General features: G+C 63.6%; 12 protein-coding genes. 5 read left to right on the top strand and 7 right to left on the bottom strand.

Annotation, left to right across the window (positions count from 1 at the left end):
• Positions 1–446 precede the first annotated feature (446 nt).
• Entirely contained in the window at positions 447–719 is a 273-nt protein-coding gene (locus AC57B1_RS22050) for a YodC family protein (protein WP_091807992.1), read from the top strand.
• A gap of 99 nt (positions 720–818) precedes the next feature.
• On the opposite strand, the gene AC57B1_RS22045 is transcribed toward AC57B1_RS22050, so the two are convergent.
• On the bottom strand, positions 819–1,127 hold the full coding sequence (locus tag AC57B1_RS22045) for a superinfection immunity protein (protein WP_091807994.1): 309 nt from the start codon (positions 1,125–1,127) through the stop codon (positions 819–821).
• 217 nt (positions 1,128–1,344) lie between these two features.
• Between AC57B1_RS22045 and AC57B1_RS22040 the strand changes: the two genes are divergently transcribed.
• Positions 1,345–2,808, top strand: a complete 1,464-nt coding sequence (locus AC57B1_RS22040) for a M20 family metallopeptidase (RefSeq protein ID WP_091807996.1) — start codon at positions 1,345–1,347, stop codon at positions 2,806–2,808.
• Positions 2,809–3,322: 514 nt separating this feature from the next.
• Positions 3,323–4,210 carry a crotonase/enoyl-CoA hydratase family protein gene (locus AC57B1_RS22035; protein WP_408346289.1) on the top strand — a complete coding sequence of 296 codons (888 nt, stop codon included), beginning with the start codon at positions 3,323–3,325 and terminating at the stop codon, positions 4,208–4,210.
• A 77-nt stretch (positions 4,211–4,287) separates the two neighbouring features.
• Here the strand turns inward: AC57B1_RS22035 and pdeR are convergent, their stop codons facing one another.
• Both pdeR and AC57B1_RS22025 read right to left on the bottom strand, forming a co-directional pair.
• Positions 4,288–6,291, bottom strand: coding sequence for a cyclic di-GMP phosphodiesterase (gene pdeR, locus AC57B1_RS22030; RefSeq protein WP_408346286.1), 2,004 nt, complete (start codon positions 6,289–6,291; stop codon positions 4,288–4,290).
• Between the two features lie 206 nt (positions 6,292–6,497).
• Positions 6,498–11,057, bottom strand: a complete 4,560-nt coding sequence (locus AC57B1_RS22025) for a DEAD/DEAH box helicase (RefSeq protein WP_496418650.1) — start codon at positions 11,055–11,057, stop codon at positions 6,498–6,500.
• A 308-nt stretch (positions 11,058–11,365) separates the two neighbouring features.
• Here AC57B1_RS22025 and AC57B1_RS22020 point away from each other — a divergent pair, with 308 nt between their 5' ends.
• Positions 11,366–12,415 carry an aldo/keto reductase gene (locus AC57B1_RS22020; RefSeq protein ID WP_408346280.1) on the top strand — a complete coding sequence of 350 codons (1,050 nt, stop codon included), beginning with the start codon at positions 11,366–11,368 and terminating at the stop codon, positions 12,413–12,415.
• A 198-nt stretch (positions 12,416–12,613) separates the two neighbouring features.
• On the opposite strand, the gene AC57B1_RS22015 is transcribed toward AC57B1_RS22020, so the two are convergent.
• Positions 12,614–12,970, bottom strand: a complete 357-nt coding sequence (locus AC57B1_RS22015) for a carboxymuconolactone decarboxylase family protein (RefSeq protein WP_091809253.1) — start codon at positions 12,968–12,970, stop codon at positions 12,614–12,616.
• Positions 12,971–13,085: 115 nt separating this feature from the next.
• Between AC57B1_RS22015 and AC57B1_RS22010 the strand changes: the two genes are divergently transcribed.
• Positions 13,086–14,072 carry an AraC family transcriptional regulator gene (locus AC57B1_RS22010; protein ID WP_496418649.1) on the top strand — a complete coding sequence of 329 codons (987 nt, stop codon included), beginning with the start codon at positions 13,086–13,088 and terminating at the stop codon, positions 14,070–14,072.
• Here AC57B1_RS22010 and AC57B1_RS22005 read toward each other — a convergent pair whose 3' ends face one another.
• The 3 genes from AC57B1_RS22005 to AC57B1_RS21995 form a co-directional block, all read right to left on the bottom strand.
• Positions 14,073–14,642, bottom strand: coding sequence for an FUSC family protein (locus tag AC57B1_RS22005; protein ID WP_408186409.1), 570 nt, complete (start codon positions 14,640–14,642; stop codon positions 14,073–14,075).
• A gap of 132 nt (positions 14,643–14,774) precedes the next feature.
• Entirely contained in the window at positions 14,775–16,094 is a 1,320-nt protein-coding gene (locus AC57B1_RS22000) for a cation:proton antiporter (protein ID WP_496418648.1), read from the bottom strand.
• Between the two features lie 78 nt (positions 16,095–16,172).
• A complete protein-coding gene (locus AC57B1_RS21995; RefSeq protein ID WP_496418647.1) occupies positions 16,173–16,559 on the bottom strand; it encodes a DUF3175 domain-containing protein in 387 nt (128 codons plus the stop codon).
• Between the last annotated feature and the right edge of the window lie 62 nt (positions 16,560–16,621).

The raw sequence follows: 16,621 nt of genomic DNA, 5'->3' as shown, positions 1-16,621 counted from the left end.
CAGAATTTATTAGGTAATTTTTTAATCAACGACGATTTTAAGCATCCCGCATTTACCGGTAACTGAGTCGTTCACAGGTAATTCCGTTTGCGCTGGATCAGAATAAACCCTGAATATTCCTGGCCACTGCATTAGATATGACAAAAGGTCCGGGCATTTTCTGCTGCCCGCGCCGTTACGCCGCAGTAACAGTTGCGATCGTGCAGTGCCGCATCTACGGGCGGCCAGGCGGTGCATTGAAGGGTTTTCCCGGTTTTACCCAAGGGCGAACCGTAGTGGAAGCCATTCCACTCCCGATGAAAACGGTATCAATAAAAAGCGCTTGCGGTGATTAATTTCGATTGTTAATCTTGGCAAACTTTTTAGAGTTTTACTTCAGCAGGCCTAATGTCGAGAAATCCGGCGCAACGATTTAATGTCGCTCAACGGTTCCGTAGGGGGTAAATATGCTAACCGCCACCATTGACGCATTCCAGACACCGCCAGCCGCCCAGTTCAATGTCGGCGACGTCGTCACGTTGAAGGAAGGGGGCTCGCGCATGACGGTGACATACGCAGGGCCAGTAGCGCTCAATCCGGGCAACTGGCTGATCTGCGAGTGGTTCGACGAACACGGCGAACTGCGCCGTGAGATGTTTGCACCCGCGAGCGTGCGCGCAGAGCCGCGCTCCATTCCCGCCGGCTCCGTTTTGTGGAGCCGCGTGGGCCGCGCCGCCTGACGCGCGGGCTGATACGCCGCCTGACGCGTTGGCCAATCACGCGGCCGGGTCGGCCGAAGCTTCGGCCGACCTTTCCCACCTTGCCCAGCCTCGCCTGATCTAGTTCTCAGAGCGGTCCCGCATGCTGCGCCGTTGCACGCGCACCAGCAGCGCGGACGAAAAAGCTCGCATCCTCACGAGTTTGCGCGTCTCCACCACCTCGCCTGCGATGTTCTTCGGCGGGTTCGGTTGCAATGACCAATACAGCGCGAGCAGCCAGCCGAACACAGTCCAGCCGAGGCATGCGTTGAAGAGCGCCAGCGTCAGCACGTCGTGGCGCTTGCGCCGGTCCGCCAGCACGGCAGGCAAAAAATAGAGCGCCAACGCCAGCACCGCGGCGATGGTCTGGACGACGAGATTGCCACTCATGGACAGCCTCCCCACATGCGACGTATGCCCGATTGTCGCGCGATTGCATGGTTCGCGTAAGGCCGCGACAATCGCCTTGCTTCACGCGTAAAAGAGCCGGCGTGAGCGACGCCTGTAGCCGTGCACCAGGCGCGATGCGCGGCGAGGGGTTCAGCCGATCCCGCATCAGGACTATCATGATCGTTTCGACTGAACAGACCTGCCACGGACCGCCATTATGATCTCGGACGACACGACCCAACAAACTCAACGCATCAACCCGGACACGCTACGTGAATTCGTGGACCGCAAGTGGAACGACGAGATCGTGCCCGCATTGACGGACTACATCGCGGTGCCGGCCAAGAGTCCGGCGTTCGATCCCGACTGGGTGAAGCACGGCTATCTGGAGCGCGTGATCACCGACGCCGCGCAATGGGCCGAACAGCAGGCCGTGCGCGGCCTGAAGCTCGAAGTGATCCGCTTGGCCGGCCGCACGCCGGTGATTTTCTTCGAAACGCCGGCCACCCGTTCCGGCAGTGAAGAAACCATCGTGCTGTATGGCCACCTCGACAAGCAGCCCGAGTTCGACGGCTGGCGCAACGACCTCGGACCGTGGACACCCAAACTTGAGAACGACAAGCTCTACGGCCGCGGCGGCGCCGACGACGGCTATGCGATCTATGCGAGCATCACCGCGCTCGCGGCGCTGGACGCGCAAGGCGTTGAGCGTCCGCGCTGCGTCGGTCTGATTGAAACCTGCGAGGAGTCCGGTAGCTACGATCTGCTGCCGTATGTGGACGCGTTGCGCGAGCGGCTCGGCAAGGTCGGGCTCGTGGTGTGTCTGGATTCGGGCGCGGGCAATTACGATCAGCTGTGGCTCACCACGTCGTTGCGCGGACTGGTTGCCGGCGATCTCGAAGTACAGGTGCTCGACGAAGGGATTCACTCGGGCGGTTATGGCGGGATCGCGCCGTCGAGCTTCCGCATCATGCGGCAACTGTTCGACCGTCTGGAAGACTCCGCTAACGGCACGCTGCTGCCGAAGGGCTTTCATGTCGAGATTCCGGCGGACCGTCTGCGTGAGGCGGAAGCCACCGCGCAGATTCTCGGCGACGACGTCTGGAAGAAGCTGCCGTGGGCGTGCGGTCAGGACGGCCGTCAGGTGCTCCCCACCACAACCAATCCGCAAGAGGCCTTGCTCAATTCGACGTGGCGTCCGTCGCTATCCGTGACCGGCGCGGCGGGCCTGCCCGCGCTTGCCGATGCAGGCAACGTGCTGCGTCCGCGCACGGCGTTCAAGCTGTCGCTGCGCCTGCCGCCGCTGATCGAGGCAGAGAAGGCGGTCGCCGAACTGAAGGCGCTCCTCGAACTCGATCCGCCCTACAACGCCAAGGTGACCTTCAAGCCGGACGCAGGCGCGGCGAGCGGCTGGAGCGCACCCGATCTCGCCCCGTGGCTTGCCACGGCGCTCAACGACGCGTCGCGCCAGCACTACGGCGCCGATGTCGCCTACATGGGGCAGGGCGGCACCATTCCGCTCATGAACGTGCTGAAGGCGGGCTTCCCGAAGTCGCAGTTCATGGTGTGCGGCGTGCTCGGACCAAAGTCGAACGCGCACGGACCGAATGAATTCCTGCACGTGCCTTACGGCAAGAAGCTCACGGCCGCGGTCGCCGAGGTCATTGCAGCCGCGCCTTGAGCATTGCCAGGCATCGCGCCTGGGTAAGACCCGCGCCATCATCAACCGGATGAGAGCGCAAGAAGACGGCCGCCGGTCCGCGCATCCACGATAGACTCTTCGTGGATTGCGCGGGGCTCGCGGCCGCATGCGTTTAAATATGCGAAACAGATACTCAGTCTGTTAGCGCACAAACCAAAAAACACGCACTCGCCAGTCATATTTTCGATTGCATTTTCTAATCGAAGACTATTTCTTTCTCTTTCCGCTCCGGCAAGAAATTCAATCCCTGACTGTAGGTAAATTGACAGCCGGGGTGCGCCTATTTGTGGGTCATTTTCGCCCATCTTCGGTGCGCAAGCGTTTGCGTTCCCGGAACCCTCCACCCGACCCTCACCCTCCCGCGGAGCACCGTCTGGCGGGGCTTTGCTCGCGGCTTGCATTCATCTGTTGGTTACCCCGCTCCCATCCGATTCCGGTCTGCTTTAGGCTCGCATTGCAATACCAGTGTTTAACCTTAAAAGGACCGTTCAAAATGAATCTCCATAACCACCACGCCTGCCGTCCCTTCCTCGAGGCCGGCAATCTTTCGCAAATTTCCGCTTACTACGAAGAAGGCCGCAACATCATGTGGATGATGTTGCGGGCGCAGCCGCGTCCCTGTTTCAATCTCGACCTGGTGCATGACATTCTGGAACTCGCGCAAGCAGCCCGGGACTCGGGATTGCCGATCGACTTCTGGGTCACCGGCTCGTTGATTCCGACCATGTACAACGTCGGCGGCGATCTGGACTTCTTCGCGGATGCGATCCGCACGGGTAAGCGTCAGGCACTGATGGCGTATGCGCGGGCGTGTGTCGATTGCGTGCATGCGGCGTCGCGGGGGTTCGACACGGGGGCGATTTCGATCGCGATGGTGGAGGGCACGGCACTCGGTGGGGGCTTCGAGGCCGCGCTCGCGCATCATTTCCTGCTCGCGCAGACCGACGCGCGCATGGGCTTCCCGGAGATCGCGTTCAATCTGTTCCCGGGCATGGGCGGCTACTCGCTGGTGGCGCGCAAAGTCGGCATGCGGCTCGCGGAGGAACTGATCGGCGTCGGAGAATCGCATACGGCCGAATGGCATTACGGCAAAGGTCTGGTCGATCAGGTGTTCGAGCCGGGCGAAGCCTATATGGCGACCCGTACCTTCATCGACACGCTCAAGCCCAAAATGAACGGCATCCGGGCGATGCTGCGGGCTCGCCAGCGCGTGCTGCAACTCTCGCGCGCCGAGCTGATGGAAATCACCGAGGATTGGGTGGAAGCGGCCTTCACGATCGAAGAGAAGGATCTGGCCTTTATGGAACGGCTGGTGATGCTGCAGAACCGGCGGACCTCGAACCTGCGCCAGACGGCGGTCAGTACGGCCAATTTCGCCTGAAAGGGCCTGGGGCCAAACATAAAAAGCCGCAAGGGGGGCGGCTCCCCCAGGGAACTTCCCATGGGGCGCACGGAGGCTCAGGCGATCAGTCGGAGCTTCTGTCTATCCTGCAGCCAGCGTTCGAATTCAGGCGCCGGCATGGCCTGGCCGTACAGGAAGCCCTGCACGTAGTCGACGCCCAGGCCCTTCATGAACAATTCTTCCGACTCGGTCTCGATCCCTTCGGCGACCACCTTGAAATTCAGCTCCTGCGCGACGACCACCATGGAGCGCACCAGCGCTTGCGCCTTGGTGTCTGCGTTGATCGAACGCACGAAGCTGCGGTCGAGCTTGATAACGTCGAGCGGAATACGGCCAAGCTGCGACAGCGACGAATAGCCCGTGCCGAAATCGTCCAGATGAACCTGCGCGCCGAGTTGGCGGAACTGCTTGATCAGGTCGATCGCGGCCGTTTCGTCTTCGATCAGGCAGCTCTCGGTCAGTTCGAGATCGATCAGGCAGGGGTCGAGATTCGCATTCTGCAGCGCCTCGGTGAAATGGCGAACCACCGCCGTATCGACGAGTTGCCGCGCCGACACGTTGATCGCGATACGCAGGTTGTAGCCGTCGGCTTTCCATTTGGCGGCCTGTTTCGCGGCCGTTTCCATGACCCAGCGGCCGAGCACGCCGATCAACCCGGACTCTTCCGCATAACGGATGAACTCGGCCGGCATGATCTGCCCACGCTCGGGCGAATTCCAGCGCACCAGCGCTTCGGCGCCCTGGACCACGCCGGTGGTGAGCGACAGTTTCGGCTGGTAATGCAGAGTCAGTTGGCCCTCTTCGAGACCGCGCCGCAAGTTGGTGTCGAGCCACATATACTCGGCTACCTTGCGGTTCATTTCCGGTGAGAACACGCGGTGCGTGCGTTTGCCTTCGTCTTTGGCGACGTACATGGCGGTGTCGGCGGAACGGATCAGCGATTCGAGACTGTCGCCGTGTTCCGGATACAACGCTATGCCGATCGAGCAGCCCGTGTAGACCTCCACGAGCCCGAGGCTGAACGGCGTGCGCATGCGTTCGAGCACGCGCTGCGCGGTGGCTTCGAGTTCGCGCGCCGTGCCCTTGGCCGCGAGCACGATGAATTCGTCGCCACCCAGGCGCGCGAGCGTATCGCCTTCATTCAGGCAGAGGCCGATGGCGGTCGATACGTCGCGAATCAGGCGGTCGCCGAACACGTGGCCGTAGTGATCGTTGACCTTCTTGAAGTTGTCGAGGTCGAGAAACAGCACGCCGACTTCTTCGCCCGGCGCGGCGTCTTCAATGGCGGTGCGGATTTTGTCCTGGATCGCGTTGCGGTTCGCGAGGCCGGTGAGCGAGTCGGTATTCGCCAGTTCGGTGAGGCGTTCCTGCGCGAGCCGTTCCTCGGTGATGTCGGTGCCCGAGCAGATCAGGAATTGTTCTTCGACGCCGCTGCCGCTGTGAACGAACTTGTTGCGGAACAGGAAGAGCCGTTCGCCATGCACCGTTTTGACGCGCCGCTCGACTTCGTACGACACGCCGCGATTGAAGAAGCCCGCAATGTTCTGACTGGAGGCCGCGCCGTCTTCGGTGGACATGAACAGCGCCCACACGTTGCGGCCAATAATGTTTTCCTCCTTGACGCCCGTGAGCTCCTCCGCGAGCCGGTTGAAGCGTTGTATCCGGCCGTGCCGGTCGACGATCACGACGACCGAATTCACTTCCGACACGACCTGCTCGGCGAACGAGAGGCCGTGGACCAGATCGCGCGCGACGGACTCAGTGTCGTCATAAGCGGAGGCGGTGCCGGCCCAGGAGTTACTGGTGAGCTTCTTGCCGACCAGATGCAGGCGCAACGGCTCGCCGAACAGCCGAACGTCGAGGACGAGATGCGAGGTCACGCCGGTCAGGCAACGGATTTGCGAGGCCTGCTGAGGATTCAGCGGAATGGCGACATTGGCAGGCACATCGCCGGTGACGGGCGTGAGTTCGAGCGCGTTGCTGTCGTTCGACAGACGCCAGCATGGGCTGCTTGTGCCGAACTGGGCATAAAGCACCTGGTCGTGTTGGTCGTCGTTCATGAGATCCCCGGGCGGTGTGTGCCGTTGGCCGTCTTGAAGGCGGAGTCGGCAAACAGTCTTCATCATACTTAAGACTGTCCCCATTGTAGCGAAGCGGCTGGCGTTCGGGCTTAGAAAGATTAACGGTTGGTAAACCTGCTGTCTTTAGGGTTTATTTACGCTGAATTAGCCGTGAAATTTTGACCGCCGACACGCGCGCCAAGCGGTCAAAAACGCCGCGCGAGCCATGCACGAGCCTGTTCCCTCTCTGAGGGAACCGTTTCCAGCAAAGGATCGAACCAGAAAGCCCCTGCCACCAGCGTGGCTACCACGACACCGTCGCGATACAGAATCCGGTTGCCTGCTACCGCGGGGACGCGTTCGCCAACAAGCAAAGTGCCTGCGAGGTTCAACGGGTCCGTGCCTGCGACGCACACAAAAGCACTATCGTTCGCATGCCGTCGCACTTCTCGCAGTATCGGAATCGCTTCAGGCAAGGCAAATTGTTCGCCCGCGAGCCCATTCACAAAACGCCCGCCGCGGATCACGCCACGCGCTTCGAGCCGCTGGAACACGCGCAAAAGATCTCGCCATGGCGGCAGCCAATCCGCCTCGCGTTCGAGCAGTCGCCAGAACACCACGCCGTAACGTCGCAATAGCGTCATTGCGACATGCTCCAGGACTTCCGGCGGAAATTGCCGGCGACGCTGCTCCGGCGCGATGGCGGACGCTACAGCAGCAGTGGGACGGGTAACGAGTGCCCAGCGGCCCGCGTCGTCCATACCGCCGATCAGCGCGCTCGAGCGCGCGCGCCGGTTGCTGGAAAACGCATTGCGTTTGGCCACCGGCTTGAGCAGCGCACGCAGGCCCGCGAAACTGTCGGAATTCACGAGACCCGCGGCCACCAGTTCGCCCAGTGCGCTCTCCAGTTCCATACGCAATACGCGAACCTCCGCCAGCAATTCGTCGAAGAACATCGCGCCGTGTTGCACGAGCGCGTCGTACACGCTTTGCGCGCGGGACGACAACTCCGGTTGCTTCGACGGATCGAGCAACGCGCTCCACACGCGCACTTGCACGCGTGGCAGCAGCACGATCGGCGTACTGCGGACCGGCCCGGCGGCGCCGCGTGCGCGCTCCGTCAGTCGGGTCCAGACTATCTTGCCGGCGCGGCATAGTTCGTCAAGCGAAGTATTCGCATACGCCTTCACGCGTGCGGGCAGAATGTCTTCCTCCCACGCGCCTGCCGCGGCCTGGAAGCCTTCGAGTTGGTCGAGCACCGCAGCGAGGGCGTCGCGTCCTTCGCTGCGCGTGTCCGGCGTCAAGTGTTGCCACTCGAACAGAAAGCGCATGAAGTCGTGCCGTTCCACCGGCTCGATTTCGCGGCGCAAGCGCTTCACCGTGTAACGGTGTATGCGCGCAAGGAGGTGACGTTCGCACCATTCTTCTTCGCCCGCTTGCGGCGTGAAGCGCCCGCGCATCACGTAGCCTTCGGCTTCGAGGCGCATCAGGCTCTGCTCGACCGATGCCGCCGGCAAGTGCAGCGCCCCGGCAATCGCGCCGACCGGCAGCGGCCCGAAGCCCGTCAGACGCGCGCGGAGCACGTCGAGCAGGGCGTCCTCGGCGGTCCAGCTCTCGCTATAGCCTTTCGGCGCGGCGAGCACGGGCGCAAAGCTAGCGGCCGGATAGAGCGACTCGAAACAGGTGAGGCGCTCGACCGGCAGCCACACAGCGTCGCCGTCGGCTATCCACAGCCGGGTGGCGCGGCCGGATTCGGCCAGCGCCGCGAGCCACGCCGGCCAGCCATCGTGACGACGCGCTTCGGCCTCGGTGATGCAGGCGAGGCCCGTCAACGCCTCATGCATCTCGTCGGCATTGCGTGCCTGCGGCCACGCTTCGTCGCGCACGCTTTCGATAGCGCCGGCGTCCAGCGCGCCGAGATCGTCGGCACTTGACGGGTCCGTCCAGCGTCGGCTCAGCACGGCTTGCGTGCGGCGTTCCTCGATGGGCGCGTCGTCGAGGTACGCGTAGGGTTTTGCATTGAGGATTTCGGCCGCGAGCGGCGAGGGCGCCGGCAAGTCGCGCGCAACCAGTTGAATGTCGCCCTGTTCGATACGGCGCAGCAGCGCGAGCCAGCGTTCGCTGTCCATTGCTTCGTGCAGACAGTCGTCGACGGTTTGGTCCACTAACGGATGACTCGGCAGTTCGCGTTCGCCGACTACGTTCTCCAGACACGCCGCCTGCTCGGGGAACACGTTCGCCAGCAAATCCTCGCTGCGCATGCGCTGCAATTGCGGCGCGGTTTTGCGCCCGCCGGTGTAACGCGGCAGGCCGAGCGCGGTGGTCGCGTTCCAGCGCCAGCGCACTCCGAACAGCGGCGCGTCGAGCAGCGCCTGAATCAGCAGATGCTCCGCGCTCTTCGAATGCAGATAGCGCCACACGTCGTCGAGCACGAAGGAATGGCTGCCGGTCAGCGAAAGGACGATCGCGTCTTCGGTGGCGGCGGCTTGCAATTCGAAGTTGAAGGTCCGGCAAAACCGCTTGCGCAGCGCGAGGCCCCACGCGCGGTTCACGCGGCTGCCGAACGGTGCGTGGATCACGAGTTGGGTGCCGCCGGATTCGTCGAAGAAACGCTCCATGACTAGCGTGTTCTGCGTGGGCAGCACGCTGAGCGCGGCGCGCGCGCGGGCGAGATAGTCGACGATCTGGCGTGCGGCGGCTTCGTCGAGACCGAGGTTGTGGATGAGCCAGTCGGTCGCGTGGTCGAGGCGGGCGGGTAGCGTTGCGGCTTCGGCTTCGGATACAACCTCAGCTTCGGCTTCAACGTCGGCTCCGCCCTCATTCACAGAAACGGCCGGCATCACCGAATCCGTCCCTTCGAGAAGACGCCCGATCTGCTCGCGCAAACGTGCGACGCCGAACGACAGTTCGTCGCTGCGCCCCGGCGCTTCGCCGAGCCAGAAAGGAATATTCGGCGGCTGTCCCTGCGCGTCCTCGACCCGCACGCGCCCGCTTTCGATCCGCAGAATCCGGTATGACGCGTTGCCGAGCTGAAACACGTCGCCGGCCAGGCTTTCGACGGCGAAATCCTCGTTCACGGTGCCGATATTGATCGCCTGCGGTTCGAGCACCACGGCATAGTCGGCATTCTCGGGAATCGTGCCGCCCGAAGTGACGGCGACGAGCTTGCCGCCGCGCCGGCCGCGCAGCGTGCCGCTCACCACGTCGCGATGGATGTACGCGCCGCGCGGACCATTGCGGCTCGTATAGCCTTCCACGAGCATGCGCAGCACGGCGTCGTACTGCTCACGCGTCAGATCCGCGTACGGTGCGGCGCGCCGCATCATGTCGAACAGCGCGTCTTCGTTCCATTCGGCACTCGACACTTCCGCGACGATCTGCTGGGCGAGCACGTCGAGCGGCGCGCGCGGAATACGCAGCGCGTCGAGTTCGCCGCGCCGCACGCAATCGAGCAGCGCGGCGCATTCGATCAGATCGTCGCGCGAGGCCGGAAAAAGCCGGCCTTTGGGCATCCCGCCGACATGGTGACCGGAGCGTCCGACGCGTTGCAGGAACGGTGCGATCGCGCGCGGCGAACCCATCTGGCAGACCAGATCGACATCGCCGATATCGATGCCGAGCTCCAGCGAAGCGGTGGCGATCAGCACGCGCAATTCGCCGCGTTTCAGCCGCTGTTCGGCGTCGAACCGATGTTCCCTGGCAAGGCTGCCGTGGTGCGCGGCGACCACGTCCTTGCCGAGCCGCTCGGTCAGATGACGCGCGGCGCGCTCGGCCATGCGCCGCGTGTTGACGAAGATCAGCGTGGTGCGGTGCATCGCCACCAGTTCGGCGAGACGATCGTAGACGCGCTCCCACACCTCGTTGGGCATCACCGCTTCGAGCGGCACCGGGGGGATCTCCAGCGCGAGGTCGCGCGCCCGGACATGACCCACGTCGACGATCGCGCAATCGGCGGGAATGCCGCTGTCGATACTCCCGCCGCCCACCAGAAAGCGCGCGACCGCGCTCACCGGCTTTTGCGTCGCCGACAGCCCGATGCGGGGCAAACGCCGCCGGCATAGCGCGTCCAGGCGCTCCAGGCTGAGCGAAAGATGGCTGCCGCGCTTGCCGCCGGCAAGCGCGTGAATTTCATCGACGATCACCGTGCGCACGGTCGCGAGCATGCGGCGTCCCGAATCCGAACCGAGCAGCACGTAGAGCGATTCAGGCGTGGTGACGAGGATATGCGGCGCGCGTTTTTTCAACGCGTTGCGTTCCTGCTGCGTGGTGTCGCCGGTGCGCACGGCGGTACGAATGTCAAGCGCCGGCAAGCCACGCGCTTCGAGTTCCGCGGCGATGCCTTGCAACGGCAACTGCAGATTGAGGCGGATGTCGTTGGATAGCGCCTTGAGCGGCGAAACGTACACCACCAGCGTTTCGTCGGGAAGTACGCCGCCGTTGGCGAGCCCCTGCTGGACCAGATCGTCGAGCGCGGACAGGAAGGCGGTGAGAGTTTTGCCCGAACCCGTCGGCGCGGCCACCAGCGTGGAGCGGCCACGGCGAATCTGCGGCCACGCAGCGGCCTGGGCTTCGGTCGGGGCGGGAAAGCGCTTGAGGAACCAGCTCGCGACCGCGGGATGGAAATCGGCCAGCGCATCGGCCGTCGAACGCTCCACGGCGGGCGTCGCGATGGAACCCGATGCGGTGCCGGGAGCCGCATCCAGGGCAGCGGCAGGGGTGGGGGTGGCCGAGGTCATGCTGGCATAGATGGGGGCGAGGCGTGCCATATCCAGAGGGCGGCGGGAGCGCGCCGCGTGTGTGGATCAGCAGCCAGTCTGGCAGGTTTGCGCGAGTTTTGCCCAACCCTGTTTGCCGGCGACGCAGGTTGCCGCTAAAGCGCTGGTACGGCGCCAATTTTTGCCGTCCGGGTAAAGCAGCACGCCCGGAGCACAGTCATTCAGATCGTAAGGAGTTTGAAACAAAAGCATGCGCGCTACCTGCCCTCAACGCATGCGTTTCACGCTCTGCCGGATTTTGCTAATTGCAGTACTCTCTACGCCTCACCGATCCACCAATCCATGATGGAGTCTCAACGATGCGATACAACCAGTTAGGCCGTACCGGTGTGTTTGTTTCAGAGCTATGTCTGGGCACGATGACCTTCGGCGGTGGCGAGGGCATGTGGAAGCAGATCGGCGATCTGCAGCAGGGCGACGCGGAGCGGCTGGTTGGCCGGGCGCTCGATGCGGGCATCAATTTCATCGACACAGCCGACGTCTACGCAGAAGGTCTGTCCGAACAAATCACGGGCCAGGCGCTAAAGAACCTCAAGGTGCCGCGCGACAAAGTGGTGGTGGCCACCAAGGTATTTGGCCAGACGGGCGAGTTTCCCAACGCGCGCGGCGCGTCGCGCTACCACATCATCGACGGCGTGAAGGCGAGTTTGAAGCGTTTGCAGCTCGATCACGTCGACCTGTATCAGATCCACGGTTTCGATCCGGCCACGCCGATCGAAGAAACCGTGCGCGCACTCGACACGCTCGTGCAGCACGGCCATGTGCGCTATGTCGGCGTATCGAACTGGGCCGCGTGGCAGATCGTGAAAGCACTCGGCATCTCGGAGCGGCTTGGGCTTGTGCGCTTCGAGACGCTGCAGGCGTATTACACGCTCGCGGGCCGCGATCTCGAACGTGAACTCGTGCCGATGTTGCACAGCGAGGGTCTCGGCCTGATGGTATGGAGTCCGCTTGCGGGCGGCTTGCTGAGCGGCAAATACGGACGCGAGCAGCAGGGCGAAGCGGGCAGCCGTCGCACGACCTTCGATTTTCCGCCGGTCAACCGCGAGCGCGCCTACGACTGTATCGACGTGATGCGTGAGATCGCTGGGACGAAGCAGGTGTCGGTGGCGCAGATCGCGCTCGCGTGGCTGCTGCATCAGCGCGTGGTGACCTCGGTGATCGTCGGCGCGAAAAAGGTCGAGCAACTCGACGACAACATTGCGGCGACCGGCGTTTCGCTCACGGCGGACGAACTCGCCCGGCTCGATCAGGTTAGCTCGCTGCCCGCAGAATACCCGGGCTGGATGCTGGAACGTCAGGGCGAGCCGCGCCGCAAGCAGTTGGAAGAGGCGCGGCATCCGGAGTAGCAGTGGACTGAAGTGGAGCGGGCCGCGCGTGGACCATATGTCGCGTGACAGATCAGGTGGCTCCACGCGCCGCCGCTCAGTTAGTGTGGCGGTCTATGTGGCGGGTACAGCCTGCTCCTCGCATCGGTCCAGGCGGCGGGGTACGGCCTGCTCCTCGCATCAGCCCATGCCCCGAGCGCCGCCTGTTCCTCGCATCGCTCAGGCCGCGTCCGCTGCTTGCGCCGCATAGGCCGCGGCGGCGTCCATCGTGCGAGCCGAATACACCATCGCGGCGCCCGCATTGATGGCGACCGCGACGCCCAGCGCTTCGGCGATTTCGTCGCGTGTCGCGCCAAGCTTGAGCGCTTCGGCGGTGTGCACGGTGATACAACCGTCACAGCGCAGGCTCACCGCCACGGCGAGCGAAATCAGTTCGCGCGTCTTGGCGCCTAGGAGATCTTTCTTCTGGCCGGCGCTAGACATCGCCTGATACGCCCTGACGGTATCCGGCGACAGTTTGGCGATTTCGCCGATGCGGCCGAACAGTTCTTTGCGGTATTCGATCCAGTTCAACATGGCAATGCTCCTTGTCTGCTGCGCGTCGGCGGGTGCCGGCGTCGTGAGACAAGTATTGCGCTGCGCCGCGATATCCTGAATACTCGATTCGCTCAACTTTTAGCGCGATCGTCTCATGGATACGCTTAGCCGACTGATCGACCTGGCGCGGCCCCAAGCCAGTCTCGATCTGCGTTGCCAGCTCTCGGGCGCCTTCGACATTGATCACGATCCGATGGAAGCGGGCATTGCGCCGTTTCACCTCGTGCTGGACGGTGCGTGCATCGTCGAAACCGCCGACGGCGCGCAGCACGCCCTGAGCGCGGGCGACTTCATGCTGTTTCCGCGCGGCGCGGCGCATCGTGTGCGCGACGTGAAGCGGCTGGCGGCCACCGCGCCATTGACGCTCGGCCATGACGGCATGTTGCCCGTGCGGCGCAACGACGGCCGCAACGATGGCAGCAACGATGGCAGCAACGATGGCAGCAATGATGCGCAGGTGCCTGCCGACATCGATCTGCTGTGTGGGCGCTTCGTTTACGCGCCGGGGTCGTCGGCGTTGTTGCTGAACGCATTGCCCGATCCGTTCCACGTCTCGCTAGGCGGCATGCAAACGCTGGGCTCGCTGCAAACGCTGATTGCGCTGATGCGCACCGAGGCCGAACGACGCGAGGCGGGCGCCCTTGCCATCGTCACCGCTTTGAGCCAGGCGCTCTTCGCGATGGCGTTGCGCGCGCACGGCGAGCGCAACGCGTCGACGTCAGGCGTGCTCGCGCTGCTCGCCGACGCGCGTCTCTGTGCTTCCGTACAAGGCATGCTGGGCGCTCCCGAGCGGGCGTGGACCATTGCCGAACTCGGCGAGCTCGCGGCCATGTCGCGCGCGACTTACGCGCGCCATTTCAATGAGCGCGCGGGCATGACCGTGATGGACTTTCTCACGCAGATCCGTATGACCATTGCGTGCGATCTGCTGCGACGCACGCAACGTAGCGCGGCCGAGATCGGCGAGGCGGTGGGCTATCAGTCGGAGGCAGCCTTCGGCAAGGCGTTTCAGCAAAGCGTGGGGGTGACGCCCGGACGTTACCGGCGTGCTCCGCACGACAACGATGTGACGCCGGGCTAGCTAGGCCTTGTTCGGTTTGCCGAACCAGCGCTGCTCGATCCACGTCATGAGAAACGCCACCAGCAACGCGCAGACCGTGCCGAGCGTCACCTCGCCGAGGCGCATCAAGGCTTTGTCCCACGCCGGGCCGATGCCCGGCACCAGCAACATGATCGTGGCGGTAATGCCGCCCAGACGCGCGGCGCTTCCCACGTTCAGGATCCAGCACATGATGATCGCCACGCCGACCGTCGCCGCGTAGGCCGCGAAATAACCGGCGCCGAGCGTCGTGCCCACGAGTCCGCACAAGCCGCCGACCATCGCGCCGATGAATTGATCGCGCGACAGGTTGCGGGTGTCGATATAGCTATGCTGGCTGACCGCAATCGCCGTGATGCACGCCCAGAAGGCCTGCTCGGTATGCAGCGCGCGGCCGATGGCGAACGCGAGGCTCGCGCCCGCGACGGCCTGCACGGCCATGAAGCTGCCTTCCATTAAACGCTCGCGGGGCGGTAATGCCTTGAGAAATGCAAACAGCGAGTTGGCGGCGCTCGCCCGTGCCGTACGTTCTGAATCGTCGCGTGAGGTCATTGAAGGTAAGAGGCCTTGTTGCGGCATGAAGGTCCCGTATTCTAGCGATTCAATTCAGGTTCGAGTGAAGACGGGCGCGCGAGCGCATGCCAATGGAAAGCATCGGCAATTCACGCAGTTCAATGATCGTGGCTAACCTTCACGACTGCGCAGCCGGTGATACCAGTTCATCAACGGTGTCGCCGAGACGCCATGGACGACGACAGATGCCGCGATCACGGCGAGCGTCAGCGGCACGAGCGGCGCGACGTTGGCCGCGCTGCCGTTTTCAAGCGCGTACGCGAGGTAGTAAAACGAGCCGATGCCACGTATGCCGAACCAGCTCATCAGCCGCCGTTGGGTCGGCGTTGCGCTCGAGCCCAGCAGAGACAATTCCACCGACACCGGCCGCACGAGCACGAATAGCGCAACGGTGAGCGACACGGTTTGCCAGGTGAAGAGCGGTGCGGTCATCGTGGCGAGTACGTTGCCGACCATTGCCATGACGGCGACTTCGGCGATGCGTTCGAGTTCGATCGTGAAACCGAGCACCGACTCCGTCATGAACGCATGGGCTTTGCTCGGATTCGCCGCGGTCGCTTCGACGTCTTCCGAATCGACGGTGCCGATCGCCTTGCGAGCCGACATGCCACCGCTCGCGCGGTGTTCGACGCGGCGCATCGCGACGCCGGCCGCGAACACGGCCAGAAAACCATAGGTTTGTGCGAGTTGCGCGACGCCGAAACACAGTTCGATCAGGCCGAGCGCGAAGAAACCTTCGAGCCCGAGCGCTTGCGCGTGGCGCGTGCGCAGCCACGCCACCGCGTGCGTCGTAGCCCAGCCGAGCACGCCGCCAATGGCGAGCGCCCCCGCCACGCCCCACACAACGCTGCCCGCGAGCTTCACGTTCAGCAGGTCACCCGCTTCAGCAGAGGGCGCGGCGCATAGCGCCAGACCGAGCAGCGCGAAGGGCAGTGCGATGCCGTCGTTCAGGCCGCCTTCGCCCGAGAGCGCGAAGCGCAGCAAATCGAGGTCGCCTGGATTGTGCACTTGCACATCGTGGGCGAGCACCGGGTCGGTGGGCGCGAGAATCGCCGCGAGCAGCAAGCCTGGCCCCCAGCCCAGATGCAGCACGTACACGCCGAAGAGCGTCAGCAGCGGAATGGTCGCCAGCATGGCAAGGAAGCCGAGCCGCAGCGGCACGGTCCAGAGCTTTTCCAGCATGCCTAGCCGCAAGCGCAGGCCAATGGCAAACAGCGAGACTAGCAGCGCGACTTCAGTGAAAATACGCAGCAGATGCGCGTCGGCGATCATGTCCAGACGCAATAGCCCGATACCGGGCGGCCCGAGGACGTAGCCGATCGCGAGGTAAAACATGGCGGCGCTGATGGGCAGCCGCCGGAGTGTCGTTGCCGCGAGACCCATGAAAACGAGCACGCCGCCAACGATCAGAAACCACAAAGTTTCGTGCATGAGCATCCGGTAAGGGCTCGCATGCAGGCGCTGCATGCGTGACCGGTTGAAGAAGAAACGCGCGCTGCCGCGTCATTTTCATGGCGCGCGTCCGAATGCTTCGCGCAGCTTGCGCTTGGCCTGTTGCAAGGTATCACGGCGCGCTTTCGGCAGGTTCCTGCCTGCGCGATTGATATAGAAGTTCAGCATCGACATGGCCGACTGGAACGGTGTGCCCTTGCGGCGCCGGCTTCGCGTTGACGACTGCTTGAGCGATTGCGCGATCGACTCCGCGCTGCCGGTTTTGAAAATGTCGTGCTGGATGTCCATTGCGTCACTCGTTTCCATCACATGATGCGACCACTTCTGCGGGCTTTTCGTGCGATGCGCCGCGTGAGCCTGGGCGTGCCGCTGGCGTGGTGGCCGTCCTGACTTGCCGCGCGCGACGGGGCGTTTCGATTTGCTCGTGGTTTTTCGGGTGGCCATGGCAGAGGGTCCTTCTCGGCATGTGCGCGCGCTTTTGCGCGGCTTTGGTGGCTCGTATCGTC

This window comes from Paraburkholderia sp. BGA-UO-ETr-F21 (genome assembly GCF_059567925.1).
This window is presented reverse-complemented; position numbering and strand designations above follow the sequence as displayed.

Coding starts and splice junctions, on each gene's coding strand:
- AC57B1_RS22010 (WP_496418649.1), top strand. CDS start 13,086: ATGGATACGCTTAGCCGACTGATCGACCTGGCGCGGCCCCAAGCCAGT.
- AC57B1_RS21995 (WP_496418647.1), bottom strand. CDS start 16,559: ATGGCCACCCGAAAAACCACGAGCAAATCGAAACGCCCCGTCGCGCGC.
- AC57B1_RS22025 (WP_496418650.1), bottom strand. CDS start 11,057: ATGGCACGCCTCGCCCCCATCTATGCCAGCATGACCTCGGCCACCCCC.
- AC57B1_RS22020 (WP_408346280.1), top strand. CDS start 11,366: ATGCGATACAACCAGTTAGGCCGTACCGGTGTGTTTGTTTCAGAGCTA.
- AC57B1_RS22015 (WP_091809253.1), bottom strand. CDS start 12,970: ATGTTGAACTGGATCGAATACCGCAAAGAACTGTTCGGCCGCATCGGC.
- AC57B1_RS22050 (WP_091807992.1), top strand. CDS start 447: ATGCTAACCGCCACCATTGACGCATTCCAGACACCGCCAGCCGCCCAG.
- AC57B1_RS22035 (WP_408346289.1), top strand. CDS start 3,323: ATGAATCTCCATAACCACCACGCCTGCCGTCCCTTCCTCGAGGCCGGC.
- AC57B1_RS22000 (WP_496418648.1), bottom strand. CDS start 16,094: ATGCACGAAACTTTGTGGTTTCTGATCGTTGGCGGCGTGCTCGTTTTC.
- pdeR (WP_408346286.1), bottom strand. CDS start 6,291: ATGAACGACGACCAACACGACCAGGTGCTTTATGCCCAGTTCGGCACA.
- AC57B1_RS22045 (WP_091807994.1), bottom strand. CDS start 1,127: ATGAGTGGCAATCTCGTCGTCCAGACCATCGCCGCGGTGCTGGCGTTG.
- AC57B1_RS22040 (WP_091807996.1), top strand. CDS start 1,345: ATGATCTCGGACGACACGACCCAACAAACTCAACGCATCAACCCGGAC.
- AC57B1_RS22005 (WP_408186409.1), bottom strand. CDS start 14,642: ATGACCTCACGCGACGATTCAGAACGTACGGCACGGGCGAGCGCCGCC.